Raw genomic sequence first — 26173 nt, 5'->3', positions numbered from 1 at the left:
TATGGCAAAAATTGGCAATAATTGTCATGAAGTGCAAGCAAACAGAGAGGTGTCTATGGCCACAATGAACGTTTCATTGCCGGAACCAATGAAGGAGTGGGTGGAAACGCAGACAAAGTCTGGCCGATATTCCAATACCAGCGATTACGTGCGGGATTTGATCCGGAGAGATCAAGACCGGGCAGAGAAAATCGAAAATATGCAGCGGCGGATTAGTGAAGGGTTGGAGAGTGGCGAGGGTAACCAGTCGATGGATGGGCTGCGTAACCGGGCTATGGAGTTGGCGAAAGGATAACAAACATAATGGAATATGTGCTCAGTCGTAAAGCTGAAGAGGACGTCATTGGCATATTTTTGGATGGGATTGAAAAATTTGGGTTGGCGCAATCAGACGAGTATCACTCGAAGTTAAAGGAGTGTTTTGAGTTTCTTGCGGCTAACCCCCTTGCGGCAGCAGAGCGTAAAGAGTTTCGACCAGTAGTACGTATACATCCTGTAGGTGTTCATTTGGTCATCTATCGGCAGGAAACGTACCAGAGAATCTTGATTATTCGTGTGAGGCATAGTCGGGAGGACTGGTTGCCCTGACAAGTTGCCAAGAGTCTTATAGGTCGGACTCGAAGACATTTCATCTGGCCAAATGTACCGGGGTTTGAGCCTAAATTCCGAAGCGGCTTTAATAGAACGGGGGTTGATGTCGGCCACCGAGGACGCTTGCATTAATCCGTCTCCGAAAGACAAATCGACGAGAGGTGAGGCTTTATGCAGATAAAATCTAAATCGGGACGGGATTTTGAGCTGCCGTCGGATCAGGAAGAGGCAGATATTAACGCCGGCATAGCGGCAGACCCAGACACCCGGGAGCTTACGGATAAGGAGTTCCGGCGTCTTCGCCCCATGGGGCGGCCAAAAGCAGAGATCACAAAGGAGCGGATAACCATTCGGCTCTCACCCGACGTTGTTGCTAAATTTCGAGCCACGGGTAGCGGTTGGCAGTCCCGTATGGATAAGGCATTGCAGGAGTACCTGCAAGACCACAGCCCGGAAGATATTGAGAGGCTAGGTTAGGAGCTGGGGTCAGACCCCAAACCGAGCCTCCATCCTCTCCTGAAATTCCCTAGACCCCAACGCCTTGCCGGCAATGGCCGCGTATCGAATCATATCGTCCGTGCCCTCCGGCGACGGAGTAGCCACAAAAGACCGGTAACCCTCAAAACGCCTGTCCGGATCCGGCTGGTAATTCAGGTAGCAAGCGTGGGGCGTGTGCCACTTCGCCCCCAGCCCGTAGGCATGGCAACGGTAGCTAGACCACTGGTAATCTCCGGCATACTCCATCATCCCCGCTTTCACCGGGTTCAGTTCGATATACCGCTGGCATTGGAGGAAGTAGCTCTCTGTATCCACAAGGCAAGACTTGAATCGCCCCTCCCAGAGGGTTCCAGATCGCTCGTATTTGTAATTAAAGTACTGCGCATAGCGCTGGCCGAGGGCCTTCATGAACGCTGATAGCGCCTGATCCGTTCGTGGTGTCACTAATAGGTGGGTGTGATTGCTCATCAAAACCCAGGCGTGAATATCCACCTCATGTTCTTCCCGGTAGCGGGAGAGAAACGCTATGTAGGCGGCTCTGTCTGGAAAATCCTGAAAACAAACCTGCCGGTTATTACCCCGCTGAATCACATGCTGGGGCATCCCGGCCGGGCAAATCCTTTGGCGGCGGGGCATTTCACATTCCTTGTGAACTGATTTGTAAAAGCAACAATCTGCCGCAATTGAGTTCCAATTTCAAGTTGGGGTCAGACCCCAAGACATTTAGCCTTACTAAATGCACTGGGGTCAGACCCCAAATCAACCCGGTTGCTGGAGAACAAGAGGAAGGAATGCGACAATGCGGAATGTGTCGCTTAAGAGCGAAATCTGGAGGCTTGGATGTACGCGATAGAGTTTGAAACGGATATAAAGGATGGCGTGTTACGAATCCCAGAGAAATATCGGCAGCTTAAAGATGGCCATGCCAGGGTAGTGATTATGGTGCAAGAGGATCTGAAGCCAGAAATCGAAGAACTATCTCTGGATCTGAGTGGTTGCGAGGTTCAAGCCTTCTCGAACATCGATGCTCTAAAGATTCAGAGGGAAATGAGGGATGAGTGGTAAATATCTGCTTGATACTAACGCCATCATCTATGCAATTAATCGCAAACTAAAATTACCCCTTAACAGCTACGCCGTTTCTGTCATAACGAAGCTGGAGCTCCTGTCTTGGCCCTCTCTCACACGGGACGATGAGCGGCAACTGGAAGCAGTGCTTCAAAAGATCCCTGTCATTGAATTGGAAGCGCCGATACAGGATGCGGCGATAAAGATTCGAAGAACAACCTCACTGAAGCTTCCCGATAGCATCATTTCTGCCACTGCTATCGTCGGCGATTTTGTTCTTGTCACAGATGATGAGAAGCTAAGCAACCGACATGTGGGCAAGACCATTTCGCTTGCAGAGTTGGTGCCGTAACTGTGACTTCGCTCTGGGGTCAGACCCCAAGACATTTCACCCAACAAAATGCACTGGGGTCTGACCCCAAATTAACTCAGGAATTTAACCCACATGCACTACAGCTCCATGCTTCCGGATGTCCTCAAGATTGCCGATGCCGCCAGTGAAAAGGTCATGAGCATCTACATGACGGACTTTAAAGTGGATTTCAAAGCCGATGAGTCGCCGATTACGGCAGCAGACATTGCCAGCCACCGGGTAATTGCGGAGGGCTTACGCAATCTCAGTCATGATATCCCCGTGCTATCGGAAGAGGGTGCGGAGATCCCCTGGAGTGAGCGTAAAAGCTGGCACAGGTTCTGGTTGATTGATCCGATTGATGGCACCAAGGATTTCACCCAGCGTACCGGCGAGTTCACCGTCAACATCGCACTTATCGAAAACGGCGAGCCGATTCTGGGCGTTGTTACCGCCCCTGCATTAAAAGAAGCCTACTGGGGCCTGAAAGGCGAGGGCGCCTACAAGCGGGACCGTACTGGCAAAGTGCATCGCATCAGCGTAGCCGTCCCGAAAGAGGCCAAACGCGTAGTGGCCAGCAAAAACCACCTTAACGAAGAAACCCGCGCTTTTATCGACAAGCTGGGCGAACACGAATTGGTCCAGGCTGGCAGTTCTCTCAAATTCTGCAAAATCGCCGAAGGCCATGCGGACATCTATCCAAGGCTGGGGCCAACCTGTGAATGGGATACCGGCGCAGCTCATGCCGTGCTGTCAGCTGCCGGCGGCAAGGTGGAAACAATGGATCGCAAGCCTCTGCAGTACGGCAAGGAAGATGTACTGAACCCGCACTTCGTGGCATCCGGCGACTGGTACTGAGTTCGGTTGGGGTCAGACCCCAAGACATTTGGCCTGGCAAAATGCACTGGGGTCTGACCCCAGGTAAGTGTGTTGCAAGATGCAACGGCTGTGGTAATATGCAATGAATATTTGGCCACGCTACAGGAGGCTGCCATGACAACTGCCGTTCGTCTCGACGATACACTGGTTCGCCAGGCTGCTGCCGAGGGTGCGGTTCAACGGCGCTCGACCCCCAAGCAAATCGAATACTGGGCGGACATTGGTCGGGCTGTTGCTGGTGAGGTGAGTGCCGAGGACCTGATTGCCATCGTGCAGGGTATTCGCCAGATCAGGGTAGAGCCTGTGGTGGCTGAGCCGCTCACCAGTGAGGATTTGTGGGCCGAGGTGGATCAGGCTCGCGAAAGCGGCGAGCTGAGTCGCTCCATTGCCCATGGGCGTGTGGTGTATCAGGCCTCTGATGACAAACCCGGTTATCTGGAAGCACTCTATCCAGATGGTACGCGGGAAGTCGGGCAGTTCCGCAACGGGCGTTTCGAGGCACTGGGTAACCGTGCAGCCTGAACTATGGCTGCTGGTTGGTGGTAACGGTGCCGGCAAGACAACTTTCCATGAGCGGTTTCTCGCCCGCCGCAGGATCCCCCTGGTAAACGCCGACAACATTGCCCGCACTCTATGGCCGGATGCCCCCGAGAAACACAGCTATGAAGCAGCGCTGATTGCGGAAAAGGAACGGCATCGACTGCTTGAAGAGCGTCAAAGCTTCTGTTTTGAGACCGTCTTCTCTCATCCGTCGAAGGTCGATTTTGTAGGCGTTGCCAAGGCCGCTGGTTTTCGAATCCGGCTGTTTTATTTTCACCTGGAACTGACCTCACTGAATAAAGCCCGGGTGGCATCCAGAGTGAAATCCGGAGGGCATAATGTGCCGGAGGCCAAAATTGAGGCACGAATTCCAAGAACCCTGGTGAATCTTCGCCAATGCATAGGGCTGGCGGACGAGCTTCATCTTGTCGATAACAGCAGTCTTGATCGGCCTTATCTTCGGGTTGCGGTCTGGGAAGCTGGGCATTGGCGCACCTGCCAGGAAACCATACCGGACTGGGCGAAAAATCTCATCGACACCTGAATGCACTGGGGTCAGACCCCGACTGGTGTAGGAATCATGGAAGAGCCAAATCGTGAATTTTAAAATTACCGGGCCTATCCGGCAGCCAGAAACATTCGCTCAAGGCTCTGGTATCCGCGAACTTAAGCGCCTAAAGCGGGTATACGGCGATGCTCATTGGCGAAAACGCAAAGGCAATGCGACAATTTGCCTTGATAGCGGCGTAATCCTGGAGGCTGAAATCCACTGGTACGAAGCTTCCGGTATTGGTAAACGAGAGTTTAAAATTAAGCAAATCCTGGAATAAAGCTATGTCTCACCATTTTGTAGTATGCACAAAAAACACAGGCTACGAGGCTTCCCTGGAGCCTCGTAAGCTCTATGAAGTTGTTGAGGACTCTGCGGCCAGTGATTTGGATATGATCCGCGTTATCGATGAATCCGGTGAGAGTTACCTGTATCCGAAGGATTTATTTCTTCCAATCCCGCTGCCAAAGAGCATCGAAGAGCAAATTGCTCACGTCGCATGACTCCATGGTCAGTTTCGGCCTCGAAAAACGCCCACACCCGCTCAACATCATAGGTTTGGGGTCAGACCCCAAGACATTTGGTATGGCAAAATGCACTGGGGTCTGACCCCGACTGGTGATATGATCAGTATGGTCGATATGGTTGGAGGTCATTATGATAACGGAAACCAGTGCAGTGAAATTTCGCCAGAATCTGGGCGAGATGATTAATCAGGTCCAGTACCGTCACGATAGTGTCTTGATAAAAAAAGACGGCAAACCGGTGGCTGCCTTGGTTGATGCGCGCCTGTTTGGGCGGATCAGAAGGATGGAGGCGCGCTTTGAGGCCTTGAGCTCCCGCCTGGAACATGGGTTTGCCGCTGTACCTCAGGACGAGGGTATGCGGGAAATTGAAGAAGCGATCAGGAACGAACGCTCCGCAGACAAATAGGGAACATTCCAGGGATGGCATCCATTCAGGTAGTACTCGACACGAATGTCATTTTTTCCGGCATGGCGTACACGTCCAGCGTTCCAGGAAAGATCATGCAGGCTTGGCGCAGCGGGCATATCGAGGTTTTTCTTTCAGACTACATCCTTGATGAAGTTCGCAGAGTTCTTCCCCGGCTACGCCACCGCCATGGGTTGTCGGACGCGGAAGTTGATGACCTTGTGGATATTCTGTCTTTTCTCGCAGAGGTTATCGAACCTGAGGATTTACCCGGAGAGTCAGCAAGAGATATGAACGACACGCCAATGCTGGGAACGCTGGTGACAGGTATACGGCACCACTGTGTGAATTACCTGATCACCGATGACAAAGACCTGCTCGCTTTGGCTGACAGCTATCCCGTCATCACACCGTCGGAATTCTGGAGCCGCCATGGGGGATTGTAATTTGGGGTCAGACCCCAAGACATTTGGTATGGCAAAATGCATTGGGGTCTGACCCCAAATTGGTTTCAAGGGTATAAATGACCTGGTACGCGTTACAGCATAAACCTGCGCAGGGCGACCGTGCCCTGGCGCACCTGCAAAATCAGGATATCGTCTGCTTCTACCCGAAAGTCACGGTTGAGAAGATCAGGGCGGGTAAGCGCACTAAGAAGCTGGAGCCTTTGTTTCCTGGCTACCTGTTTGTGAATCTGGAACAGACCGATCCCCAGTGGGCGAAATTGCGCTCTACGCGGGGTGTTATCCGTGTGGTGAGTTTTGCGAACAAGCCCGCGGGCATCCCGGATGATGTCATTCAGCACGTCAAAGATAGCCTGGATGCGGTGGCAGAGCAGGGCGGTATCAAGCCCGGTCAGCAGGTGGAGCTGGACGATGGTCCGTTTAAAGGCATCAGCGCCATCTTCCAGGCCTACGACGGCGAGGAGCGCGCCATTGTGTTGATCAGCTTCATGCAGAAGCAACAAACCGTCAAAGTCCCCCTCTCTGCGCTCCACACCAAAAGCACCAGTAGGTCGGATTAGCAAAGCGTAATCCGACAACCCCTCCCCATTAACCACCAACCCCCAATAAACACCCAATTCATATGCATCTACGAAGCTTTCACAAAAAATTACACCGATAACAGCCTGAAACCATATGTCCGCAGTTTTGTCACTTGCTTGCCGTTCAAGATGCCGTAGAATCTGCGTCCTTCCAAGATGTACTAACTTTCAGCCAGACAGGGATTGAGTCCGGGAACGTCATTGCTGCAGTTTTCGTCCCTGTCTCTATCTCCCTTTGTTAAAAAATAAATCCTATGACCTCAAAACACTGGACCCTGGTCGGTGGGGCGGTAGCGTGCCTGACTGGCGCGATCTTCTCACCAAGCCTTTACGCCGCGCCCTGGGTTTCAACCGGTAGTATTCAGGAACGGCATGCGTTCCAGGCTCAGGCGGATGAGGGGGAGCTCAACCGCACCGTAACCACCTGGCCGATGATGCGGCCGGCTGAACAACGGCGCAACGGCCGGGAAGGCCAAATCAGGATTGCGGGCACAACGGACCCTTTCTTCCTGCGAGGGTTTGAAGCGCAGCCCAGAGAGTCGGTTGAGTCAAGCGCGAGTATGGAATGGCAAAGCGACCACCTGGCTGCAAAGCTTGAAGTAGGTTATGCGGCAGATCCCGAAGACGACGAAAGCCTGCGAGGCGACGGCTCCTATATAGCAGGCCTGGCCGCGAACTGGGTGGTCGGAGCCGGCTATATCGACCGCTGGTGGGGCCCTGGCTGGCAATCCAGCCTGATACTTTCCAATAACGCGCGGCCAGTACCAGCACTCTGGATCAACAGGGACAACCCGAAAGCATTTGATACGCCCTGGCTTTCCTGGATTGGCCCCTGGCAATTTACAGCCTTCCTGGGCCAGCTTGAGGAAGAACGCCACGTGCCGGATGCCTACCTCGCCGGTGCCCGCGTTACCTTTCGCCCGGTCCAGGGGCTCGATATCGGCTTGTCGCGCACCTTCATAATCGGTGGCGAAGGTCGCTCAGCCAGCAGCGAAACATTCTGGGATGCCATTATCGGTAACGACAATCCCCGGGATGCTGCTGAAGACCCAAGCAACCAGCTCGGCGCTGTTGATGTTCGCTATGGTTTTCCAGTCGGTGGTCAAACGGCGGGTATTTATGCCCAGATGATGGGTGAAGACGAGGCTGGGGGCTTCCCCGCCCGCAAATCCTGGCTAGTGGGTACGGACTGGACAACGCGAATCGCAGGCATGGATCAGCAGTGGTTTCTGGAAGGTGCTGATACACTCGCTGACAACCTGCTCGGCGACCCAATGCCGGATGTGTCCTATGAGCACAGGGTTTACCGTTCTGGCTATCGTTACAAGGGAAGAAACCTGGCAACAAGCATAGAAGCCGACGCCCAGGCAGTAACCCTTGGGGTATTCAACTTTACTGAAACCGGCCAACAACTTGGCTTGTCATTATCCTGGCTGGATCTCGCCGGAAAAGATGAAAGCCGTGTCTCCAACCCGGATCCGAATGTACAATACAGCGTCCCGCGCTGGAACCGGGAACTCGTTACACTGTCGGCCTCGTACAGCCAGCCGTTACCCATTGGAACGCTGAGCCTGCAGGCAATGCTCGCCGATGAAAAGATAGAGCTCATAGGGGGCAAAGAGCGAGACCAATGGTCCGCCTCTGCGTCCTGGCGATATGCCTTCTGATTCAAACACTGATAAGCGGCTACTACTATTAATGTCTGAAAAAACAAAGATGACCAGTGCCAGATGCATTGCTTTCATAGGCGCCTTCCTGGTGCTCGGGGGCTGCGCGTCCTATCCGGGCGGTGTGCACCCGGCAGATTCCTCTCAGAAATGGGGGTATACGGGGTCCACGGTTACCTATCTTCCCGATGAAGCCGGGCCGAGGCTTGAAGACGCCGTCGCTGGGCAGACAGTTCAGGTCGGTGACACGCCCTGGGGAGTTGCAACCGCACTTGTTGTCGAAAGCCGCTATTTCGCAGCGTCAGGCAAACGATGCCTGGCGGCCGAAATGAGTGCCGAAAGTAAGGAAAAAAAGCCCGTTAATGTCTGCGAATACGCCAATGGTACCTGGGGCGCCACCAAAGCAATCCGGCATAGCGCACGCAGTGGAGGCGCCAAATGACTAACCAACGCCCCGTTAGGACAGGTTACGGCCTCCTGCTGCTGATTCTGGCCATGCTGGCCCCGACAATGGCAGCCGGCCAAAGCTTCGGCGACATCCCCCAAAGCCAGCGCGACCAAGTGCTACAGGCCATGGAAAGCGGCTCCGTTCCCGATTCGGCTTCCAAAGGCGGCAGTTCGGAGCCCCAATCCAACACCAACTGGAAAACCGGCGCCACTTACGGCCCGGTTCTAACAGATGAAGAGCGTGAAGAAGTCCGCCCCTTTGGTGCAGAACTGTTCAGTGGTGGCTTCCGCGGCCTTCGCTCGGATGGTCTGAACCCCGATTATCGTGTACTTCCCGGGGACCAGGTCACGCTGCGGATCTGGGGAGCGGTGGATATTGACCAGGTAATGCCGGTCGACGCCCAGGGCAACATCTTTATTCCAGCCGTTGGGCCCGTGCAGGTCGAAGGCGTGAGCCACAGCCAGCTGGATGCTGTCGTTCGCCAAGCCGTGCAAGAGGTCTATCCGAACAACGTCAACGTTTACACAAACCTGCAAGGCGTTCAGCCAGTCGCGGTTTTTGTCACGGGTTATGTCGAGAAACCCGGCCGTTATGCCGGCGTGCCAAGTGATTCCGTACTCTACTTACTGGACCAGGCCTCAGGCGTGGACGACGAGCTGGGCAGCTACCGCAAGATCCGCCTGATCCGTGATGGTGAAACCATCGCCCGGGTCGATCTTTACGATTTCCTTCGCACCGGCACATTGAATCATCCACAGCTTCAGGAAGGCGACACGGTGCTGGTTGAGCCCCGTGGTCCGTCAGTTCTGGTTTCCGGGGATGTCGGGCGCCCGCATCACTTCGAGTTATTGCAAGACGAACTGAACGGCGAGAGCCTGGTCGATCTGGTTCAGCTGAAATCCGGCGTGTCGCATGTATTGCTGAGAGGCGATCGCAGGTCAGGGCCGTTCTTCGACTACCAGGAACTGGAAAAATTTGAAGAAAAAGAGATCTCTAATGGCGATGAAATTGTATTCCTGGCCGATCAGCGTTCGGACGAAATCGTCGTCCAGCTAGAGGGTGCCTACCTCGGTAGTTCCTATTTCGTGCTCTCCAAAGGCACTACGTTGCATGAACTGCTGAACGCTGTTGCTGTCGACCCCAACGAAACCGCCTTTGAAAGCATATCCATACGCCGCGAAAGCGTCGCCGAACAGCAGCGTACCGCCTTGGAAGAGAGTTTGCGCCGGCTTGAAACCACCTACCTCGGCGCGTCGTCTTCAACCGCTGAAGAGTCGGCAATTCGCATTCAGGAAGCCGAACTCATCAGCCAGTTTGTTCAGCGGGCCAGGGAAGTGGAACCCAACGGCCGGCTGGTTGTTGCCAACGAAGGCGAACTGGTTGATATCCGCCTGCAGGATAAAGACGTCGTAACACTGCCCCAGCGCACGGATTCCATCCTTGTGTCCGGTGAAGTCTACATACCGCAATCAGTGGTGTTCGTGGCTGGCAAGAATGCGATGGATTACATCGAAGGCGCTGGCGGCTTCAGCCAGCACGCCGATGAAGACCATATTCTTGTCGCCCGCCAGAACGGTGAGGTCCGCCGCGCCAGTGATGTACCCTTGCGCCCGGGTGACCAGATACTGGTGATGCCAAAAGTGGAAACCAAGAATCTGCAGATTGCCTCTACCGTCACCCAGATTCTTTATCAGATTGCAGTGGCAACCAAGGTAGCGCTGGATATCTAGTGACTGAAGCAACTTCCCGCAACCCCTGGCAGGTAACCGCCCACGTCTGGCACGCCCTGTTTCTGCGCGAGGCCATGGCCAGGGTGACGGCGGACCGCATCGCCTGGTTCTGGTTGCTAGCCGAACCCATCGCCCACGTATTGCTACTGGTGGGGGTTCGCACCATGATCGGTCGTGTGCGAATCATTCCCGGTGCCGAATTCATACCCTGGCTGGTAGTGGGGGTTACGTCCTTTATTCTGTTTCGCAACCAGATGACCAAAGGGATGCACGCCATCTCTGCGAACCGCGCATTGTTCGCCTACCGGCAGGTGCACCCAGCAGATACAGTTCTGGTGCGCTCGGGCCTTGAAGGCACCTTAAGCTCTATCGTAATGATCATTCTGGTGTGTGTGTTTACGCTGCTGGGCCAGGACATCATTCCGGTAGACCCCATGAAAGTCATGGGGTTCTGGGTGCTTATTTGGCTGTTCGGCATGGGCACTGGGCTGATTAGCTCGGTACTGGTGACGGTGCTTCCAGAGTCGCAAAAGTTCCTGTCGATGATTATGTTGCCATTGTATTTCCTGTCAGGCGTCATGATTCCGATCCAGTATTTCCCCCACGGCATCCGGGAATACCTTATGTACAATCCTTTGGTGCACGCGATTGAGTTTGTGCGATCTGGATTTTTCGAAGGCTATCGCATGGTTGATGGAGTGAGCGTGCTCTACCTCGGCTATTGGGTTGTCGGGGCCCTACTCCTGGGGCTACTGCTACAGGTCAGGTTCAAATCCAGGCTGATGTCCGAATGATTGAAGTCAGCCATCTGTACAAACGCTACCACGGCCCGTTTGGCGGTGACTGGGTGCTAAACGACATCAGCTTCACCATTCCCAGGAACGTCAGCGTTGGCATCGTTGGGCGCAACGGCGCTGGCAAATCCACTCTGCTCAGGTTGATAGGCGGCATGGACACACCAGATCGCGGCAGTGTTACCCGCCATTGCCGGGTATCCTGGCCCATCGGCCTGGGTGGCGGTTTCCAGGGCTCAATGACCGGCCGCCAGAACGTCAAGTTTGTTGCCCGTATCCACGGCGGCAACGACCGCATTCCGGACCTGATCGAAAAAGTGCAGGACTTTGCAGAAATCGGCAAAGCCTTCGACCAGCCGGTAAAAACCTATTCCTCCGGTATGCGCAGCCGCCTTGCGTTTGGCCTGTCGCTGGCCTTCAACTTCGATGTCTACCTGTCGGATGAAGCCACGGCCGTCGGCGACGTCGCGTTCAAAAAAAAGGCCACCCAAGCCTTCCGAGACCGGGTAGGCCAAGCCAGTATCATCATGGTGTCCCACCAGGAAGGCATGCTCAAAGACCTGTGCCAGGCAGGCATTCTGCTTCAGGAGGGCCAGGCCCTCTGGTTCGATGACATCAAAGACGCCATAAACCAATACCACGAGAGCCTCGGTAAATGATTCGCTTTTTCAAGAAGAACCCTTTCTGGCTTGTCGCTTTTGCCGCCATCGCTATTGCTGCGATTTACTGGGGCATTGTGGCTACTGATCGTTATGTTTCCCGCGCTCACGTGGTACTTCAGTCGCCAGAAATCAATCCGGCCTCTCTTAATGTGTCGTCATTGCTTTCCGGTACTAGTGGCTCTGGCGACCTGTTGTTGCTTAAAGACCATCTTGAATCCGTTCACATGCTCAAAACGCTTGATAAGAAACTGGACCTTCGTGAGCATTTCAGTAGCCCGGATATCGACTGGGTTGCCCGGTTAGACGGTACGGATGTACCCATTGAAACCTTCTACGACTACATGCAGGGGCGCATCAAGATCACGTTTGATGATTACTCCAGCTTGCTGAAAATAGAGGTACAGGCGTACACGCCGGAAATGGCCCAGAACATGACCCAGGCACTGCTGGATGAGGGCGAAAAGCACATGAACCTCATGGGGCAGCGGCTCGCGCAGGAGCAGGTCGAGTTCATCGACCAGCAGGCAAAAGAACTCGAAAAGCGGCTATTCGCGGCCCGGGACACCATTCTGGAATACCAGAACGAATACGGCCTTGTGGCACCCACACAAACCGTTGAGGCCATATTCACCACCGTGTCCCGCCTCCAGGCAGAGCTCGCATTGCTTGAGGCCAGAATAAAGTCCGAACTGAGCTACCAGAGTGAAGGCGCAGCGGAGATCAAGCGGCTGCGCAATGAAGCCAAAGCACTGGAACAGCAAATTGAAATCGAGCGTAGCAAGCTGGCCAGGGAAGACGGCGAGTCGCTAAACCGGGTATCCGCCGAGTACGAAACCCTGGAAATGCGGGCAAAGTTTGCCCTGGAACTCTATTCCAATGCCCTGACAGCGCTGGAAACCACACGCGTGGAGGCCTCCCGCAAGCTAAAGCAGATTTCAGTGTTGGAATACCCAACCCTCGCGGAATTCCCCACCAAACCGGAACGCCTGTACAACATCACCGTGTTCCTGATTATGGCCATTGTGATCGCCGGCATAGTGCACCTGATTGTTTCCGTGGTTCGGGATCACCGCGATTAAAGGCCGGGTATGATGGCTGAAGTGCCTGAGGAGTCGTTTAACAGCTGGGAGTCATTCTGCGAACATCGGGGCCTGGGCAACCGATCAGCCTATGCCATCGGTTTTAATCCCCACTGGCGCAGCACTCTTGCCCGATTTATCCAGAACAGCAAAATCAACCACGTGCGCGGGGCGAATCAGGTTCCAGCGGGTGCGATTGCCCTGATCTGGGGCCGGAAAGATATCAGTGAAAGCCTGGCGCAGAACATTACCCTGGTGCGGCTCGAGGACGGGTTCCTTCGTTCCGTGGGCCTTGGAGCCCAGTTTGCCCAACCCCTCTCATGGGTGTTGGATGACCAGAGCCTTTACTTCGATGCCACTGCCCCGTCCAGGCTGGAATCCCTGTTATCCGGGCATCAATACACCGACGGAGAAAAAAACCGGGCACGGAACCTGCTGGAACAAATCAGGCAGGCCGGCATCAGCAAGTACAACACTGGCTCTGGCGAATGGAGCAGGCCTAAAACATCCCAACGGGTCATTCTGGTGCCCGGGCAGGTCGAAAGTGATGCATCCATCCGTTTCGGTGCACCAGAAGTAAACACTAACTTCGCTTTGGTAAAAGCCGTTAGGCAGACAAATCCTGATGCGTGGATTATCTACAAACCCCATCCGGATGTGGTTGCCGGGGCAAGAAAGCCGGGCAGCGAAGAGAGCCGAACGCAAGACTACGTTGATGAAAGTGTTGCTCACCTGAACATCACCGCGTTACTGGATGACGTCGACGAAGTCCACACGATGACGTCCCTCACGGGTTTTGAAGCGATCATCCGAAATAAACCGGTAACCTGTTATGGGCTACCGTTCTACGCAGGCTGGGGGCTGACCAACGACAAGGTCTCCTGCCGCCGGCGCCATCGACAATTAACACTGGAAGAACTGGCGTATTCAACCCTGGTGCAATACCCGCTTTACGTCAGCCGGTATACAGGCCAGTACACATCGCCGGAACGCATTCTCCAAGAGCTGAAACAATGGCACGAACAGCCAACAACCTGGCAAGACAGCTTAAAGAAAGCGGCGAGAAAGGGTATCAACCTGCTCAGCGGCGCGAAGTAGCCGCAAACCAGGAGCAGGCCGAGTCTCCCGTAAACCACCAGCGGATAGCCATTGTGGGTACCCTGGTGGACACCATGCTCGGATTTCGTGGTGAGCTTATCCGCGAAATGGTAACAGCGGGCCATACGGTATTTGCGTTTGCTACTGATTACACCAAGGAGACCAGGGCAGCGATACGGGAAATGGGCGCGGAGCCAGTGCTTTACCGGATGGGGCAGGTAAGCACCAATCCCCTGGGTGACATTGCCGCGGTGTGGCAGCTTTATCGGCTTTTCAAGCGACACAACATTAGCCTCAGTTTTTGCTACTTCTCCAAACCCTCCATCTACGGAACAATCGCCGCCAAAATGGCGGGCGTGCCATTTAGGGTCGCCAAAATAGAGGGCCTGGGCCGCATATTTACCGTTGGGCCGAAGGGCGACAGTTTCCGCAAGCGCTTTGTCCGCAAGTTAATGATCCGCCTGTTCCGCTTCAGCCTCCCAATGGCGCACCGGTTGTTGGTACTGAACCAGGGCGATAAAGAAGACCTTGAAAGCTTTGGTATTCGTTCGCCAGAGCCAGAAATGCTGGGTGGCATCGGTGTGTGCCTGGAAAGGTATTCCTTCCGTCCACCCATTACCGACCCCGTGCGCTTCATCTTCATAGGCCGCTTGCTGCATGAAAAAGGCGTGCGCTATTACATCGAAGCTGCCCGCGCGCTTCGGCGCAGCTACCCGAAAACGGAATTTATCCTGCTGGGAGCACCAGATGCCAAGCCGGGCGCGATAAACCGCGACGAGCTGAAACAGCTTGTAGAAGAAGGCCTGATTATTTATCCGGGCCTGGTGAAAGACGTTGTGCCGTGGCTGGCAGACAGCAGTGTATTCGTATTGCCAACCTATTACCGGGAAGGCGTACCCCGCAGCACCCAGGAAGCGCTCGCCATGGGGCGGCCGGTTATAACCACCAGCATGCCCGGATGCCGCAAAACCGTCGTAGAAGGTGAAAACGGCTTCCTGGTTCCACCACATAACCAGGCCGCGCTGGAGAAAGCCATGCTGCGCTTCATTCAGGAGCCAGAGCTTATCCGCCCCATGGGCCTGGCCAGCTACCATCTGGCAAGAGAGCGTTTCGACGTGCGCGAAATCAACAAAACGATTTTCCGCCTGCTAGATCTTAATCCAGTCCACTTAAAGTAAGACTATGACCCAGACCAAAACCTTCCTGATCACCGGCGGCGCCGGCTTTATTGGCTCCGCCGTTGTCCGTGAACTGATCAAAAACACCGCACATACGGTAGTGAACGTCGACAAACTCACCTACGCCGGCAACCTAGAATCCCTTGCCAGCGTAGAGGGCGACAACCGTTACCGCTTCGTTCAGGCCGACATCTGTAACGCCGAAGCCATGAGCGCGATATTCAGCGAGCACCAGCCAGACATCATCATGCACCTGGCCGCCGAAAGCCACGTAGACCGCTCCATAGACGGCCCCGCCGCCTTCATGGAAACCAACATCATCGGCACCTACACCCTGCTGGAAGCCGCAAGAAGCTACTGGAAAACCCTGCAAACCAACAACCCGGGAAAAGCCAACAACTTCCGCTTCCACCACATAAGCACCGACGAAGTCTACGGCGACCTGGCCGAAAACGTAGGTCGGATAGAGCAAAGCGAAATCCGACAAGATCCCCAACAACCCAATTTGCCATTATTCACCGAACAAACCCCCTACGCCCCAAGCAGCCCCTATTCAGCCAGCAAAGCCAGCTCAGACCACCTAGTCAGAGCCTGGCAACGCACCTACGGCCTGCCAACCGTTATCACCAACTGCAGCAACAACTACGGCCCCTATCACTTCCCGGAAAAACTTATCCCGCTGGTCATCCTCAACGCCTTGGCCGGCAAACCTCTACCGGTTTACGGCGACGGCAGCCAAATCCGCGACTGGCTCTACGTAGAAGACCACGCCCGCGCTCTGATTCTGGTGGCGCAAAAGGGCGGAATAGCCGAGACCTACAACATCGGCGGCCACAACGAAAAGAAAAACCTGGAAGTGGTGGAAACCATCTGCGATGTCCTTCAAGACCTGGTCCCCAAAGAAACCAGCTACCGCGACCAGATCACCTTCGTAAAAGACCGCCCCGGCCACGACCTGCGCTACGCCATAGACGCCAGCAAGATCGAAAAAGACCTGGGTTGGAAGCCCGAAGAAACCTTCGAAACCGGCCTGCGCAAAACCGTACAGTGGTATTTGGACAACAAAACCTGGTGGCAACGGGTGCAGGACGGCAGCTACCAAGGCCAGAGGCTGGGAGTAAACGCTTAAAGTCTTTTTTGCCACGGACACTCACTGACGCTCACGGACGAGAAGAGAGAAAAATGATTAGGGAAGAAGATATTACCTACAGGATACGTGGGGCGATTTTTGAGGTTAATAAAGTGCTGGGCCCCGGTTTTCTCGAGGGGGTTTATCAAAAGGCGCTTGAATTTGAATTAAAGCAGAGGGGGCTGGCGGTTCAATCAGAAGTGCCACTCAACATAACCTACAAAGGCCAACTGGTAGGCGAACATCGTCTGGACTTACTGGTTAACAACCTGGTTATTCTCGAACTGAAAGCACAACAACGGCTGCCGCTCTCAGCGGAACCCCAGTTAATCAATTATCTGAAAGCCACCGGAAAGTCAGTCGGCATGCTCGTAAACTTCACTTTCCCGAAAGCGTTTATTAAAAGAATTGTTTTATAGCCACGGACCCACACGGACAAAACATTAATTGGTTTTTCTTTTCGTCCGTGAGCGTCAGTGAGTGTCCGTGGCAAAAAAAGGTTTAAAAATGAAAATCCTACTCCTAGGCAAAACCGGCCAAGTCGGCTTCGAGCTCCACCGAACCCTCTCCCCCCTGGGCACCATCACCGCCCCAGGCAGGGCAGAGCTCGATCTGACCAACGAACATGCCGTAGCCGACTACCTGGAAGCCCACCAGCCAGACCTGATCGCCAACGCCTCCGCCTGGACTGCAGTCGATGCCGCTGAAGACCATCAGCGTGAAGCCTTCAGACTGAACGCGGGCCTGCCTGAGCAGCTGGCCAGGTTCGCCGCAGAGCAGGGCGCTTTCCTGGTGCACTACAGCAGCGACTATGTGTACCCGGGTAATGGCGATCAGCCATGGCAAGAGACAAGCGCGACCGGGCCCCTGAGCGTCTACGGTGCCTCCAAGCTGGCCGGCGACGAGGCGATCCAGCAAAGTGGTGCAGAACACTTCATCTTCCGCACCAGCTGGGTCTACAGTGCCCGCGGCAACAACTTCATGAAAACCATGCTGCGGCTGGCCAAAAGCAAAACCGAACTCAACATAGTGGCAGACCAGATCGGCGCACCCACACCGGCACGGCTGATTGCCCAGATAACTGCCATGGCTGTCCACAGCAACATAGCCGGTGGGCTTTACCACCTGGCCCCTGCCGGAGAAACCAGCTGGCATGGCTTTGCACAGGAAATTTTTCGCCTGGCCAACGACCACGGTGAACATTTAACCATGGGCCCCGAAAACGCCCACCCCATCCCCACCAGCGACTACCCGACACCAGCACAAAGGCCGCTGAACGCAAGGATGGACCTGACCAAACTGGAAACCGCCCTGAACATCCAGCTACCACACTGGCAAAGCCAACTGGCACTGACCCTGGGCGAATACCTGGAGAACAAATGAAAGGCATCATCCTCGCCGGAGGTTCCGGCACACGTCTACACCCCATCACCCACGGCGTATCCAAGCAGCTTCTGCCAGTGTACGACAAACCGATGATCTACTATCCCATCTCGGTGCTAATGCTGGCAGGTATACGCGATATCTTGGTTATTTCCACCCCCGACGACCTGCCTCAATACGAGAAACTACTGGGTGACGGCAATCAGTTTGGCATCAACTTCAGTTACGCTGAGCAACCCAGCCCGGACGGGCTCGCACAGGCCTTCATCATCGGTGAGGAATTCATCGGCAACGATTCCGTCTGCCTGGTGCTGGGCGACAATATCTTCCACGGCCAGCACTTTTCCGATCAGTTAAAACGTGCGGCCGCCAAAACCAGTGGCGCGACTATATTCGGCTACATGGTCAGAGACCCCGAACGGTTTGGTGTTGTGGACTTTGATGAGAGCGGTACTGCGCTGTCTATCGAAGAAAAGCCAGCGAAGCCGAAATCCAGTTACGCGGTAACCGGCCTCTACTTTTACGATAACGACGTGGTAGAAATCGCTAAAAACGTAACGCCGTCCACCCGAGGCGAGCTGGAAATTACTTGCATAAACAACGCCTACCTTGAACGTGGCGATCTTAATGTAGAACGGCTTGGGCGAGGCTTCGCATGGCTGGACACTGGTACTCACGACAGTCTGCTGGAAGCCAGTAGCTATGTGCAGACCATTGAACACAGGCAGGGATTGAAAGTCGCTTGCCTAGAGGAAATAGCGTGGACACAAGGGTGGATCTCCGATGCATTCCTGGCTGAGTGTGCAGAAAAGCTGAGAAAAACTAATTACGGAGCTTATTTGGAAGCGCTGCTGATCAGCCGGCGCTGAATTCCAAAAAGAACTGAAGAATTGTTATTAATTAATGGATTATTTGTATGAAGAAGATCTTTTCCTCAGAAGTAACTAAGCCAAAAGAGATAGACTACGAGGGCTGTATCGATGTTTTCAAAGACGGGCATGTCACCGGCTGGGCATGGTGCCCCAGTGCCCCTGAGGAAAGCCTTGATCTGGAGGTGGTTACCAAGTCAGGCAAGATCCTGGGGCGTGGTATGGCGAGTGGTTTTAGGGAAGACCTGAAAAAACAGGATATTGGCACCGGGAAATACGGCTTCAGCATAAAAATCTCTATTCCAGATGGTGAAGAAAACCTTGAACTCATGCTGCTGGAGTCGAGTTCAAGAAAAATGGTTTCGGCAAAGCCGTTAACGTTGGAAAACCTGCGAAAGTTTGAAATCAGTTTTGAACATATCGAGTGGTCACACCTGCGCGGCACCATTCATGCTCCAAGCCTCGAAGATGAAAGCATAGGCTTAATACTAACCAATGAGCACGGAGAGAAAGTTGGTGAGAGCGGTGCCGTGCTCAGTGACAGTGGTATATATAAGTTCAATATTGCGTTACCTACAATCATTTGTGACGGCAATTTCCATGCATTAACGGTCTCGACGGTGGGAGGGCCCATTGCAGAAGCCACCTATCTAGATGTGTTCCCTAACATTCAGACTCCCTGGGAACACCTTGTAGGCAGCGCAAAAGAGTTGAATTACGCAGCACTCTCGAAAACAGCTGGTTATCGTTACGCTTCTCTACGCAAGCAGCTCGAAGAAATAAGCCAGATGACGGACGCTGCCGAAGCTCGTGTAAGAACCGAAAACGTTATTTGCGCGCACGACCTGGTTGTTGAGGGGTGGCAGGGCCGCAAGAAGTACCCCAAGCTAAAGCTCCCAAAAGTCGCCAACCCAGACGTGACTATCGTAATCCCGGTACACAACAAGTTCGAGCTGACCTACCATGCGCTGGCCTCCATTATTTTGGCCTGGAACAAAGCAAGCTTTGAAGTCGTCGTGGTTGATGATTGCTCCACCGACAAGACCACAGAACTTGCTGATATCGTTGAGAACGTGGACGTTATTGTAAACGAGCAAAACCTTGGCTTCCTGCGAAATTGCAACAAAGCCGCGAGAGAGGCCAAAGGCCAATACCTGGTGATGCTGAACAATGACACTGAAGTAACCTCAGGCTGGCTGGATGAGCAGATAGCCACATTTGCGCGTTTCGACGATGTGGGTATGACCGGCTCCAAACTGATTTACCCGAACGGAGTGCTTCAGGAAGCCGGCGGAATTGTGTGGGATAAAGGCAATCCATGGAACTTGGGTAATGGGCAGAACGCAGAGGCGCCGGAATGGAACTACGCCCGTCAGGCTGATTACCTTTCCGGTGCCTCACTGATGATACCCACCAAGGTGTGGGAAGAAGTGGGCGGCTTCAGTGACGAGTTCGCACCAGCGTATTATGAAGATACAGATCTTGCCTTTAAGATCAGGGATGCTGGTTTCAAAACCGTATATGTGCCCCACTCGGTGGTTGTACATTTTGAAGGCATGAGCAACGGTCGGGACCTTACCCAAGGTATCAAGAAAAACCAGGCCATTAATGCTCCGAAATTCCGCGCCAAATGGGTAGACGCCTATATGGGCAACGGCCAGGCATACCTGGATAACGTTCGCTTCAATAAAGATCGCAACGTTGCCTACCGGGTTTTGATGATCGACTACGCAGTTCCGCGCCCCGACCATGACGCAGGTTCTTACGCAGCAATTCAGGAAATGCGGATGCTCCAGGCCAATGGCTGCAAGGTCAGCTTTGTGGCTGAAAACATGGCTCACATGGGCAAATACACTGATAATCTCCACCGCATGGGGATTGAAACTTTCTACGCACCTTTTAGCACTTCCATTGATCAGGTTCTTCACGAACGCGGTGATGAGTTCGATATTGTTTACATCACCCGCTACGACGTTGCCGAACGGCATCTCCCCACAATACGCAAGTACACCAAAGCCAAAGTATTGTTCAATAATGCAGACCTTCATTTCCTCAGGGAACTGCGCGCAGCCCTGGCCGCTAAAAAGTCCGACCTCTCGGGCCCACTAGCGACCCGGGATAGGGAACTGACGTTGATGCGGAAAGTAGATGGAATCCTCTCCTATAACCCGACAGAGCACGCAGTGATCCTCAGCCACAACCTTAAAGGCGATAATCTCTTTATTTGCCCATGGGTATTGGATGGCCGTGGACATAAAACACCGTTTGAAAAGCGGGCCGGCATTGGCTTCCTTGGCGGCTTTAAGCACCTGCCAAATATTGAAGCAGTTGAATTTTTTGTCGAAACAGTGATGCCACTCCTGCGAAAGCAGCTACCTGGCGCTAAATTCCATGTCTACGGTAGCGGCATGCCGGAAAACTTTAAAAAGTTTGAGGCGGATGATGTGATACTGGAAGGGTTTGTAGAAAATCTGGATGAGGTGTTTGAAACCCATCGGGTGATTGTTGCGCCCCTGCTTTCCGGCGCTGGTATCAAGGGTAAAGTACTGGAAGGAATGTCATCAGGTGTTCCTCAGGTGCTTAGCCCGGTAGCAGCAGAAGCAACAGGATTGACCCATGGTGTCAGCGCAATGATTGTAGAAGAGCCCCAAGCCTGGGTTGATGCAATTAAAGAACTTTACGAAAACGAAGAGCGTTGGCAGCAGATATCAGAAAATGCATTGGCGTTGGCGAGAAATAACTTTAGCCTGAGCAACGGGATCAAGGGGATGAAAGGCGTTCTGGAAGGCATTGGCGTGTACCCTCCCAATCGCATCAGGGCGTTATTGAGCGCTTGAGCTATTGATTCATGGTCACCTGGTAGGTTTAAGGTGAAAGAACTCCGGAAGAAAGAATATGCGAAAAGTAATCCTGCACTACCACCTCTTTAAAAACGCTGGCACGTCCCTGGACGCGGCGTTTAAAGAAAACTTTGCAGATGGTGAATGGGTCACCAAAGAGTTTCCCGGGAATCCGAGGGAGAACAGGGAGCAGGTCGCAAAATGGATTGCGGAGAATCCCCAGGCGAAAGTTTTCTCATCGCATACGGCTTTCCTTCCTCCCCCTCAGATAGAAGGGGTAAAGGTATTGCCCGTCATCTTCGTACGCCACCCCATTGATCGAATAGCTTCTGCCTATACGTTTGAAACCAAACAGGGTGGCGACAGCTTCGGCGCTGTGCTGGCGCGCAATACCGATCTCTCCGGCTATATCGAGACCCGCCTGGCACTGCCAAACGACCGCCAGTGCCGCAACTTCCATATGCAGCGCTTGGCGATGATGTTTGGTGAGAAACAGGGCGACGAATTTACCCGCGCCAAGAAGGCGGTGCAGACATTGCCATTCGTCGGCATTGTCGAGTTATTCGTTGACTCAATGGCCCGCTTGGAGCAATTGCTGCAGAACGAAAGCTTCGAGGGCATACGCTTGAAGCCAGTTGAGAAGAACGTCACCCGCGATATCAAGAAAACTGTGAGCGAGAAGCTCAAAGAATTTGAAGAGCGGATTTCGCCAGAAGTGTTCGTCAAGCTGATGGAGGCGAACCAAGACGATCTGTCGCTCTACGACCTGCTTTTAGAGGAAAGAGGTAAAAATGGAACCGTTTGAAAAGCCAATTATGGTAACACGCCCTTTGTTCCCAGATTTGGAGCGATACTATGCGCAGCTTGAGAGTGTTTGGGAAAGCAAGTGGCTTTCCAATAACGGACCTAAGCATAAAGAGCTTGAAGCCAAGCTAAAAAGCTATATCAAAGCAACAAACATTTCACTTTTTAACAACGGCACCATTGCTTTAATGGTAGCAGTGCAGAGTCTTCGCCTTCAGGGTGAAGTGATTACTACACCCTTTACTTTCCCAGCGACGACCCATGTCTTAGCATGGAACAATATAACGCCAGTTTTTTGTGACATTCATCCTGAGCGATTAACAATTGACCCTCAAAAAATAGAAAGTTTGATTACTGCTAAAACTACAGCGATTCTGGCGACTCATGTCTATGGCATCCCTTGCCATGTAGAAGAAATACAGGATATTGCTAACCGCCACGGTTTGAAAGTGATTTATGACGCTGCCCATGCCTTTACTACCGAGTATAAAGGTAGACCAATAGCAGAGTATGGTGATATTTCGATGTTCAGTTTCCATCCTACTAAGTTATTCCATACGGGCGAAGGCGGGGCGCTCGTTTATAACGACCCCAACCTCAAAGAAAGAATAGAATATCTAAAAAACTTCGGAATTAAAAATGAAGAAGAGGTGATACTCCCCGGGATTAACGGCAAAATGGGCGAACTTCAGGCCTCGCTAGGTCTTGAAGTAATTGAATTGGTTTTAGAAGAGCAGGAAAAGAGAAGAAAAATCCGGAAAGGTTATATTGATTTGTTAGCGTCGGTCAAGACTGTGGTGCCTCTCTTAATGCCAAGTGACACAACTAATAGTTATCAATATTTTTGTGTGCGGATAGAATCATCGACAACACCGGGGGATCGACGGAATAAAATATTTGATGCGCTCAAAGTCAACAATGTATTTTCGCGAAAATATTTCTATCCTTTGGTTAGCGAATATCCTTGTTATAAGGGCAGCCCTACCTCAAGCTCAGGAAATTTAAAGGAGGCGACTGAAGTATCCAATGAGGTGCTTTGTTTACCTTTTTACGGAGATTTATCTTTTGAAGATCAAAAAGCTATAGTCAGGATAATTGAAGATGCAAGCTGAGATTATACGGTTTCAAGCTGAAAATTTGCTTTTAAATTATGACCAAGAAATCTTAAGAGCTGGCAGATCTCTTGGTATCCGCCCTAATTCCGACTTGGCCGAGCGTTTTCTGCTCTTTCTGATGCTTCTTACAGACAAAGACCAATATTCAGTCCTCAAGGTTTGTGATACCCCCGAATTTCGAGATTTTTTCTTAGGACAGCTCAGATATTTCAGGTTTAAGGAGCTCCTTGAAAAAGAGGGAGTATCTAATTGGACGATTCCAAAAAACTTTCTTCTAGCTGTTAAGCTTTCTAATCTTTATGGGTTAGGCAATGAGTTTTTTGTTGATTATTCTAACGAGATTTTTTCTGTTAAAGGTGGAGAAAATTTTGACTATCGTGGCCTTTATGCAACCTCAAAATTAGCAGACCAACGTCCACAATTTCTGTTCTTTAATGAAAACAAAAAAAAAGAATTTACCAGATGGGTCAATTTCTTTTCCACGCGCCTAGAGCTATTGGCTGAAAAAGCTTTGAGTGAGCCTTCAGATAAGAAGAAAAGTGAACGCGATAGCGTACTTTTCTTGTTGGGTCATGCGCAGCCACTGAAAAACGTAGGTAGTCATTGGAGGCAGGCCATATCATATGCCTATGGCTACGCTTTAGAGTTTCCGGAAACTGACGTTTATTTGGTTGTGACTAATGAATGTGCTACCAAAGATTTTGAATTCAACTTACATGCTTTGCCAAAAGATTGGCGAGTAATTTTGATGGGCCAGGTAAGCTCTGTAATAGGACAGACATTACCTGGTAACATGAAAATAAATCTTAAAGACCCATTTCAAGATAATTATCTTAGTGATATTTGTGAAACACTATTATGCATCAGACCTTCAATAACATTTTTCTGGCTCGGTTTTTTTCAATCAGAGATTCCTTTAAAAGGACTAGCAAAAATATCTAAATTGTTTGCAATCGAGTTCCAGGCTGGGAATGAGCCAAGTAAGTATTCAAAATATATTTTTTCGCAAGGAAAATTTGAAAATAGAGGGAATGATCAAGGAGAGTTTTTTTATATAGAGCATCCAATTCCCCTTATTCCTGAAAGTAAGTCTCTAGTAAGAAACAAAACGGACGTCTGTATAGGAAACCGGAAGGTCTTCGTAACTACATTAGGAAACGGACGAATTGAGTCTGCGTTACAGAGGTACAATGATAGATTCTTAACTAAGTTCCGTGACTTCGTAATTAAAAATAATATAATCTGGGTTTTTATTGGGGTAAAAGATAAATCAAAATGTCTCAACTCTGAAGTTTTAAATGATCTCTACGATAAAGGCTACCTCCATTTTTACCAGTTTGTGGACGACTTGAGGAGCTTTTATGAGCACTGTGAAGCCTATGTTCATTTACCTCTTTTGAACGGTGGAGGCTGGGGAATAGCTTTAGCCGCTATCGAAAAAGTTCCTTGTCTCGTCTCCCTTGGTACAGATGCAGATAATTTTTTACCAGATGAAGCTCTCTATAATCCAGAAGATGAGGATATATTTTGGTCTAAAGTTGAGGCACTTTTTAAAGATGATCAATTCCGCAATATTTTAGTTGAAAAGCAGGTTTCTTGCATTAATAACCATTCTCCAAGAAATGTTGCCAAAAGACTTTATTTCTCGGTGTCTCAACTTTGAATTATAAAGGATGCTTTGAATCATCGTGACTACGTCGATATTTACTTTAAAATTCCGAAGATGAAATAGTAAAATTAATGTAAAGGGATTTGAAAATTTTGACGATTCAAAAAATTTATGAAGATCATCATATAACCTGTTGCTTTCAGAATGGACAAAGAAATAATTCTTTGATCTTCACATTTGGTGGAATGTTTTCTAGACCCAATAACAGTCTTTTTTTATGGTCTGGTGAACCAATAAAGAAAATTGGATATCCTGCGTTCGGCTTTACTGCGAAGGCTCAAAATTGGTACCCAGCTGCGTCGGTACTTAAAGCAATTCAGTTGATAAAAAGTCATCCTCAATACCAAACCGAAAATAAGGTTGGCTATGGCTATTCAATGGGCGCTTATGCTGTACTCAAATATGGAGACGCATTAAGTTTATCGAGTGTTTTATCGCTCTCACCACAGTTCTCAATAGATCCATTTGATATTAAAGACCCAAGGTTCAATCGACACTTTAACCCCGAAAATAATAAAGATATGAAAGTTGCAGAGGGGGATTATAGTGGCAAAGCATTCTTAATTGTGGATCAGTATTCGAAGAGGGACTATGAACATGCTTTGCGGATCAGTAGTGCTTTGTTAGTCGATTTAATTCATTCGCCTAACTTTGGGCACGGTCTAATAAACGCATTTCGCGGAACTGAAATTCTTTCAGATCTTTTATTCTGTTGTATAAATAATGATCTGCGTGAGATTAAAGGCATTGTTTCTAAGCGACGTCGCTTCGCAAGTGCTCGCCCTGTGGGCATTGCAAATCGGCTTGCACCAAACCATCCAAACTTGGCGTTGGCTGTATTTGCGAAATATCAAGAGCATTTTACAGGGCGAGATCTTGAAATTTTCATTCGGCGCTTTAGTTCACCTCATCTTGCAGAGCGTGCAATAGTTGAAATTCGCGGAGCGATTTAAAAGAAAATGGCTTAATTTTTTAATAGTGTAGGTATTTTTTTCCAAGTTCAACAAGGTTTTCTTCAACCTAAAAGTAAAAATGAACGTTTTTTGGTTTTCTTGGAAATACGAGTTGGTAGAATTATGCCTTTTGCAATCACGTAAAGATTTTTTGTGTTTTTAAAAAAATCCAAACGGTGTCTTATTTAAGTGAGCTTTTGGATATTTTTTTTAATCTGTCGTAAAATAAACCTCTTTTAATAGTGACCTATATCTTATGTTGATGCTTAGCATGGCCGCAATCACCGTTTACCAAGGCT

The 26173-nt window shown here is 51.3% G+C and carries 31 protein-coding genes; 30 read left to right on the top strand and 1 reads right to left on the bottom strand.

Annotated elements, in window-relative coordinates; all coding sequences use genetic code 11:
• Positions 1-55: 55 nt before the first annotated feature.
• The 3 genes from M8010_RS14440 to M8010_RS14430 all read left to right on the top strand — a co-directional run bounded on the left by M8010_RS14440 (position 56) and on the right by M8010_RS14430 (position 1068).
• A complete protein-coding gene (locus M8010_RS14440) occupies positions 56-295 on the top strand; it encodes a type II toxin-antitoxin system ParD family antitoxin (RefSeq protein WP_250092457.1) in 240 nt (79 codons plus the stop codon).
• An 8-nt stretch (positions 296-303) separates the two neighbouring features.
• On the top strand, positions 304-588 hold the full coding sequence (locus M8010_RS14435; protein ID WP_250092455.1) for a type II toxin-antitoxin system RelE/ParE family toxin: 285 nt from the start codon (positions 304-306) through the stop codon (positions 586-588).
• Between the two features lie 174 nt (positions 589-762).
• Positions 763-1068, top strand: a complete 306-nt coding sequence (locus M8010_RS14430) for a BrnA antitoxin family protein (protein ID WP_250092453.1) — start codon at positions 763-765, stop codon at positions 1066-1068.
• A gap of 9 nt (positions 1069-1077) precedes the next feature.
• Here the strand turns inward: M8010_RS14430 and M8010_RS14425 are convergent, their stop codons facing one another.
• Entirely contained in the window at positions 1078-1725 is a 648-nt protein-coding gene (locus tag M8010_RS14425) for a transposase (protein ID WP_250092450.1), read from the bottom strand.
• A gap of 204 nt (positions 1726-1929) precedes the next feature.
• Between M8010_RS14425 and M8010_RS14420 the strand changes: the two genes are divergently transcribed.
• The 27 genes from M8010_RS14420 (at position 1930) to M8010_RS14290 (ending at position 25874) form a co-directional block, all read left to right on the top strand.
• Positions 1930-2154: a hypothetical protein gene (locus tag M8010_RS14420; protein WP_250092443.1), complete on the top strand. Its 225-nt coding sequence runs from the start codon at positions 1930-1932 to the stop codon at positions 2152-2154.
• Complete coding sequence (locus tag M8010_RS14415) at positions 2144-2509, top strand: type II toxin-antitoxin system VapC family toxin (protein WP_250092441.1); 366 nt, start codon at positions 2144-2146, stop codon at positions 2507-2509. Before M8010_RS14420 ends, M8010_RS14415 begins: the two co-directional genes overlap by 11 nt.
• Before the next feature lie 93 nt (positions 2510-2602).
• A complete protein-coding gene (cysQ, locus tag M8010_RS14410; RefSeq protein ID WP_250092436.1) occupies positions 2603-3367 on the top strand; it encodes a 3'(2'),5'-bisphosphate nucleotidase CysQ in 765 nt (254 codons plus the stop codon).
• Between the two features lie 135 nt (positions 3368-3502).
• Positions 3503-3910, top strand: a complete 408-nt coding sequence (locus M8010_RS14405; RefSeq protein WP_250092430.1) for a TA system antitoxin ParD family protein — start codon at positions 3503-3505, stop codon at positions 3908-3910.
• Positions 3900-4472: an ATPase gene (locus tag M8010_RS14400; RefSeq protein ID WP_250092429.1), complete on the top strand. Its 573-nt coding sequence runs from the start codon at positions 3900-3902 to the stop codon at positions 4470-4472. The genes M8010_RS14405 and M8010_RS14400 overlap by 11 nt, the downstream gene beginning before the upstream one ends.
• A 52-nt stretch (positions 4473-4524) precedes the next feature.
• Positions 4525-4758: a hypothetical protein gene (locus M8010_RS14395; protein WP_250092427.1), complete on the top strand. Its 234-nt coding sequence runs from the start codon at positions 4525-4527 to the stop codon at positions 4756-4758.
• Positions 4759-4762: 4 nt separating this feature from the next.
• A complete protein-coding gene (locus M8010_RS14390) occupies positions 4763-4981 on the top strand; it encodes a hypothetical protein (RefSeq protein WP_250092426.1) in 219 nt (72 codons plus the stop codon).
• 154 nt (positions 4982-5135) lie between these two features.
• Entirely contained in the window at positions 5136-5411 is a 276-nt protein-coding gene (locus tag M8010_RS14385; RefSeq protein ID WP_250092424.1) for a type II toxin-antitoxin system prevent-host-death family antitoxin, read from the top strand.
• A gap of 14 nt (positions 5412-5425) precedes the next feature.
• Entirely contained in the window at positions 5426-5857 is a 432-nt protein-coding gene (locus M8010_RS14380; RefSeq protein ID WP_250092422.1) for a putative toxin-antitoxin system toxin component, PIN family, read from the top strand.
• Between the two features lie 77 nt (positions 5858-5934).
• On the top strand, positions 5935-6435 hold the full coding sequence (gene rfaH / locus M8010_RS14375; RefSeq protein WP_250092421.1) for a transcription/translation regulatory transformer protein RfaH: 501 nt from the start codon (positions 5935-5937) through the stop codon (positions 6433-6435).
• Between the two features lie 275 nt (positions 6436-6710).
• Positions 6711-8123 (top strand): capsule assembly Wzi family protein, encoded by a 1413-nt coding sequence (locus M8010_RS14370; protein ID WP_250092419.1) that lies wholly within the window; start codon positions 6711-6713, stop codon positions 8121-8123.
• 31 nt (positions 8124-8154) lie between these two features.
• Positions 8155-8565, top strand: coding sequence for an RT0821/Lpp0805 family surface protein (locus tag M8010_RS14365; protein WP_250092417.1), 411 nt, complete (start codon positions 8155-8157; stop codon positions 8563-8565).
• The gene (locus tag M8010_RS14360) at positions 8562-10301 is read left to right on the top strand and encodes a polysaccharide biosynthesis/export family protein (RefSeq protein ID WP_250092415.1); all 1740 of its coding nucleotides are present in this window, start codon (positions 8562-8564) and stop codon (positions 10299-10301) included. Before M8010_RS14365 ends, M8010_RS14360 begins: the two co-directional genes overlap by 4 nt.
• A complete protein-coding gene (locus M8010_RS14355) occupies positions 10301-11095 on the top strand; it encodes an ABC transporter permease (protein WP_250092414.1) in 795 nt (264 codons plus the stop codon). The genes M8010_RS14360 and M8010_RS14355 overlap by 1 nt, the downstream gene beginning before the upstream one ends.
• Positions 11092-11754, top strand: coding sequence for an ABC transporter ATP-binding protein (locus M8010_RS14350; RefSeq protein ID WP_250092411.1), 663 nt, complete (start codon positions 11092-11094; stop codon positions 11752-11754). Before M8010_RS14355 ends, M8010_RS14350 begins: the two co-directional genes overlap by 4 nt.
• Positions 11751-12836 (top strand): KpsE/RkpR family capsule polysaccharide export protein, encoded by a 1086-nt coding sequence (locus M8010_RS14345; protein ID WP_250092409.1) that lies wholly within the window; start codon positions 11751-11753, stop codon positions 12834-12836. Before M8010_RS14350 ends, M8010_RS14345 begins: the two co-directional genes overlap by 4 nt.
• Before the next feature lie 12 nt (positions 12837-12848).
• Entirely contained in the window at positions 12849-13934 is a 1086-nt protein-coding gene (locus M8010_RS14340) for a capsular polysaccharide export protein, LipB/KpsS family (protein WP_250092408.1), read from the top strand.
• Positions 13850-15112 carry a glycosyltransferase family 4 protein gene (locus tag M8010_RS14335; RefSeq protein WP_250092406.1) on the top strand — a complete coding sequence of 421 codons (1263 nt, stop codon included), beginning with the start codon at positions 13850-13852 and terminating at the stop codon, positions 15110-15112. Before M8010_RS14340 ends, M8010_RS14335 begins: the two co-directional genes overlap by 85 nt.
• A 4-nt stretch (positions 15113-15116) precedes the next feature.
• A complete protein-coding gene (gene rfbB / locus M8010_RS14330; protein WP_250092394.1) occupies positions 15117-16241 on the top strand; it encodes a dTDP-glucose 4,6-dehydratase in 1125 nt (374 codons plus the stop codon).
• A gap of 53 nt (positions 16242-16294) precedes the next feature.
• The gene (locus M8010_RS14325; RefSeq protein ID WP_250092393.1) at positions 16295-16660 is read left to right on the top strand and encodes a GxxExxY protein; all 366 of its coding nucleotides are present in this window, start codon (positions 16295-16297) and stop codon (positions 16658-16660) included.
• A gap of 88 nt (positions 16661-16748) precedes the next feature.
• Positions 16749-17624 carry a dTDP-4-dehydrorhamnose reductase gene (gene rfbD / locus M8010_RS14320; protein WP_250092392.1) on the top strand — a complete coding sequence of 292 codons (876 nt, stop codon included), beginning with the start codon at positions 16749-16751 and terminating at the stop codon, positions 17622-17624.
• On the top strand, positions 17621-18493 hold the full coding sequence (gene rfbA, locus M8010_RS14315) for a glucose-1-phosphate thymidylyltransferase RfbA (RefSeq protein ID WP_250092390.1): 873 nt from the start codon (positions 17621-17623) through the stop codon (positions 18491-18493). Before rfbD ends, rfbA begins: the two co-directional genes overlap by 4 nt.
• A gap of 47 nt (positions 18494-18540) precedes the next feature.
• Positions 18541-21330, top strand: coding sequence for a glycosyltransferase (locus tag M8010_RS14310; RefSeq protein ID WP_250092389.1), 2790 nt, complete (start codon positions 18541-18543; stop codon positions 21328-21330).
• Positions 21331-21388: 58 nt separating this feature from the next.
• Positions 21389-22138, top strand: coding sequence for a sulfotransferase family 2 domain-containing protein (locus M8010_RS14305; protein ID WP_250092387.1), 750 nt, complete (start codon positions 21389-21391; stop codon positions 22136-22138).
• Positions 22125-23249, top strand: coding sequence for a DegT/DnrJ/EryC1/StrS family aminotransferase (locus tag M8010_RS14300; RefSeq protein ID WP_250092386.1), 1125 nt, complete (start codon positions 22125-22127; stop codon positions 23247-23249). Before M8010_RS14305 ends, M8010_RS14300 begins: the two co-directional genes overlap by 14 nt.
• Positions 23239-24915, top strand: coding sequence for a hypothetical protein (locus M8010_RS14295; protein WP_250092385.1), 1677 nt, complete (start codon positions 23239-23241; stop codon positions 24913-24915). The genes M8010_RS14300 and M8010_RS14295 overlap by 11 nt, the downstream gene beginning before the upstream one ends.
• 98 nt (positions 24916-25013) lie before the next feature.
• Positions 25014-25874 carry a hypothetical protein gene (locus M8010_RS14290; protein WP_250092383.1) on the top strand — a complete coding sequence of 287 codons (861 nt, stop codon included), beginning with the start codon at positions 25014-25016 and terminating at the stop codon, positions 25872-25874.
• Positions 25875-26173: the final 299 nt, after the last annotated feature.

The sequence above is a fragment of the Marinobacter sp. ATCH36 genome, from assembly GCF_023555055.1.
In the GTDB taxonomy this organism is placed as follows: domain Bacteria; phylum Pseudomonadota; class Gammaproteobacteria; order Pseudomonadales; family Oleiphilaceae; genus Marinobacter.
The sequence above is the reverse complement of the archived record's forward strand: the minus strand, read 5'-3'. Positions and strand labels throughout refer to the sequence as shown.

What these genes read in the sequence shown, in the direction of transcription:
- M8010_RS14440 (WP_250092457.1), top strand. Translation starts at nt 56, where the DNA reads ATGGCCACAATGAACGTTTCATTGCCGGAACCAATGAAGGAGTGGGTG.
- M8010_RS14435 (WP_250092455.1), top strand. Translation starts at nt 304, where the DNA reads ATGGAATATGTGCTCAGTCGTAAAGCTGAAGAGGACGTCATTGGCATA.
- M8010_RS14430 (WP_250092453.1), top strand. Translation starts at nt 763, where the DNA reads ATGCAGATAAAATCTAAATCGGGACGGGATTTTGAGCTGCCGTCGGAT.
- M8010_RS14425 (WP_250092450.1), bottom strand. Translation starts at nt 1,725, where the DNA reads ATGCCCCGCCGCCAAAGGATTTGCCCGGCCGGGATGCCCCAGCATGTG.
- M8010_RS14420 (WP_250092443.1), top strand. Translation starts at nt 1,930, where the DNA reads ATGTACGCGATAGAGTTTGAAACGGATATAAAGGATGGCGTGTTACGA.
- M8010_RS14415 (WP_250092441.1), top strand. Translation starts at nt 2,144, where the DNA reads ATGAGTGGTAAATATCTGCTTGATACTAACGCCATCATCTATGCAATT.
- cysQ (WP_250092436.1), top strand. Translation starts at nt 2,603, where the DNA reads ATGCACTACAGCTCCATGCTTCCGGATGTCCTCAAGATTGCCGATGCC.
- M8010_RS14405 (WP_250092430.1), top strand. Translation starts at nt 3,503, where the DNA reads ATGACAACTGCCGTTCGTCTCGACGATACACTGGTTCGCCAGGCTGCT.
- M8010_RS14390 (WP_250092426.1), top strand. Translation starts at nt 4,763, where the DNA reads ATGTCTCACCATTTTGTAGTATGCACAAAAAACACAGGCTACGAGGCT.
- M8010_RS14385 (WP_250092424.1), top strand. Translation starts at nt 5,136, where the DNA reads ATGATAACGGAAACCAGTGCAGTGAAATTTCGCCAGAATCTGGGCGAG.
- M8010_RS14380 (WP_250092422.1), top strand. Translation starts at nt 5,426, where the DNA reads ATGGCATCCATTCAGGTAGTACTCGACACGAATGTCATTTTTTCCGGC.
- rfaH (WP_250092421.1), top strand. Translation starts at nt 5,935, where the DNA reads ATGACCTGGTACGCGTTACAGCATAAACCTGCGCAGGGCGACCGTGCC.
- M8010_RS14370 (WP_250092419.1), top strand. Translation starts at nt 6,711, where the DNA reads ATGACCTCAAAACACTGGACCCTGGTCGGTGGGGCGGTAGCGTGCCTG.
- M8010_RS14365 (WP_250092417.1), top strand. Translation starts at nt 8,155, where the DNA reads ATGTCTGAAAAAACAAAGATGACCAGTGCCAGATGCATTGCTTTCATA.
- M8010_RS14360 (WP_250092415.1), top strand. Translation starts at nt 8,562, where the DNA reads ATGACTAACCAACGCCCCGTTAGGACAGGTTACGGCCTCCTGCTGCTG.
- M8010_RS14350 (WP_250092411.1), top strand. Translation starts at nt 11,092, where the DNA reads ATGATTGAAGTCAGCCATCTGTACAAACGCTACCACGGCCCGTTTGGC.
- M8010_RS14345 (WP_250092409.1), top strand. Translation starts at nt 11,751, where the DNA reads ATGATTCGCTTTTTCAAGAAGAACCCTTTCTGGCTTGTCGCTTTTGCC.
- M8010_RS14340 (WP_250092408.1), top strand. Translation starts at nt 12,849, where the DNA reads ATGGCTGAAGTGCCTGAGGAGTCGTTTAACAGCTGGGAGTCATTCTGC.
- M8010_RS14335 (WP_250092406.1), top strand. Translation starts at nt 13,850, where the DNA reads ATGGCACGAACAGCCAACAACCTGGCAAGACAGCTTAAAGAAAGCGGC.
- rfbB (WP_250092394.1), top strand. Translation starts at nt 15,117, where the DNA reads ATGACCCAGACCAAAACCTTCCTGATCACCGGCGGCGCCGGCTTTATT.
- M8010_RS14325 (WP_250092393.1), top strand. Translation starts at nt 16,295, where the DNA reads ATGATTAGGGAAGAAGATATTACCTACAGGATACGTGGGGCGATTTTT.
- rfbD (WP_250092392.1), top strand. Translation starts at nt 16,749, where the DNA reads ATGAAAATCCTACTCCTAGGCAAAACCGGCCAAGTCGGCTTCGAGCTC.
- rfbA (WP_250092390.1), top strand. Translation starts at nt 17,621, where the DNA reads ATGAAAGGCATCATCCTCGCCGGAGGTTCCGGCACACGTCTACACCCC.
- M8010_RS14310 (WP_250092389.1), top strand. Translation starts at nt 18,541, where the DNA reads ATGAAGAAGATCTTTTCCTCAGAAGTAACTAAGCCAAAAGAGATAGAC.
- M8010_RS14305 (WP_250092387.1), top strand. Translation starts at nt 21,389, where the DNA reads ATGCGAAAAGTAATCCTGCACTACCACCTCTTTAAAAACGCTGGCACG.
- M8010_RS14300 (WP_250092386.1), top strand. Translation starts at nt 22,125, where the DNA reads ATGGAACCGTTTGAAAAGCCAATTATGGTAACACGCCCTTTGTTCCCA.
- M8010_RS14295 (WP_250092385.1), top strand. Translation starts at nt 23,239, where the DNA reads ATGCAAGCTGAGATTATACGGTTTCAAGCTGAAAATTTGCTTTTAAAT.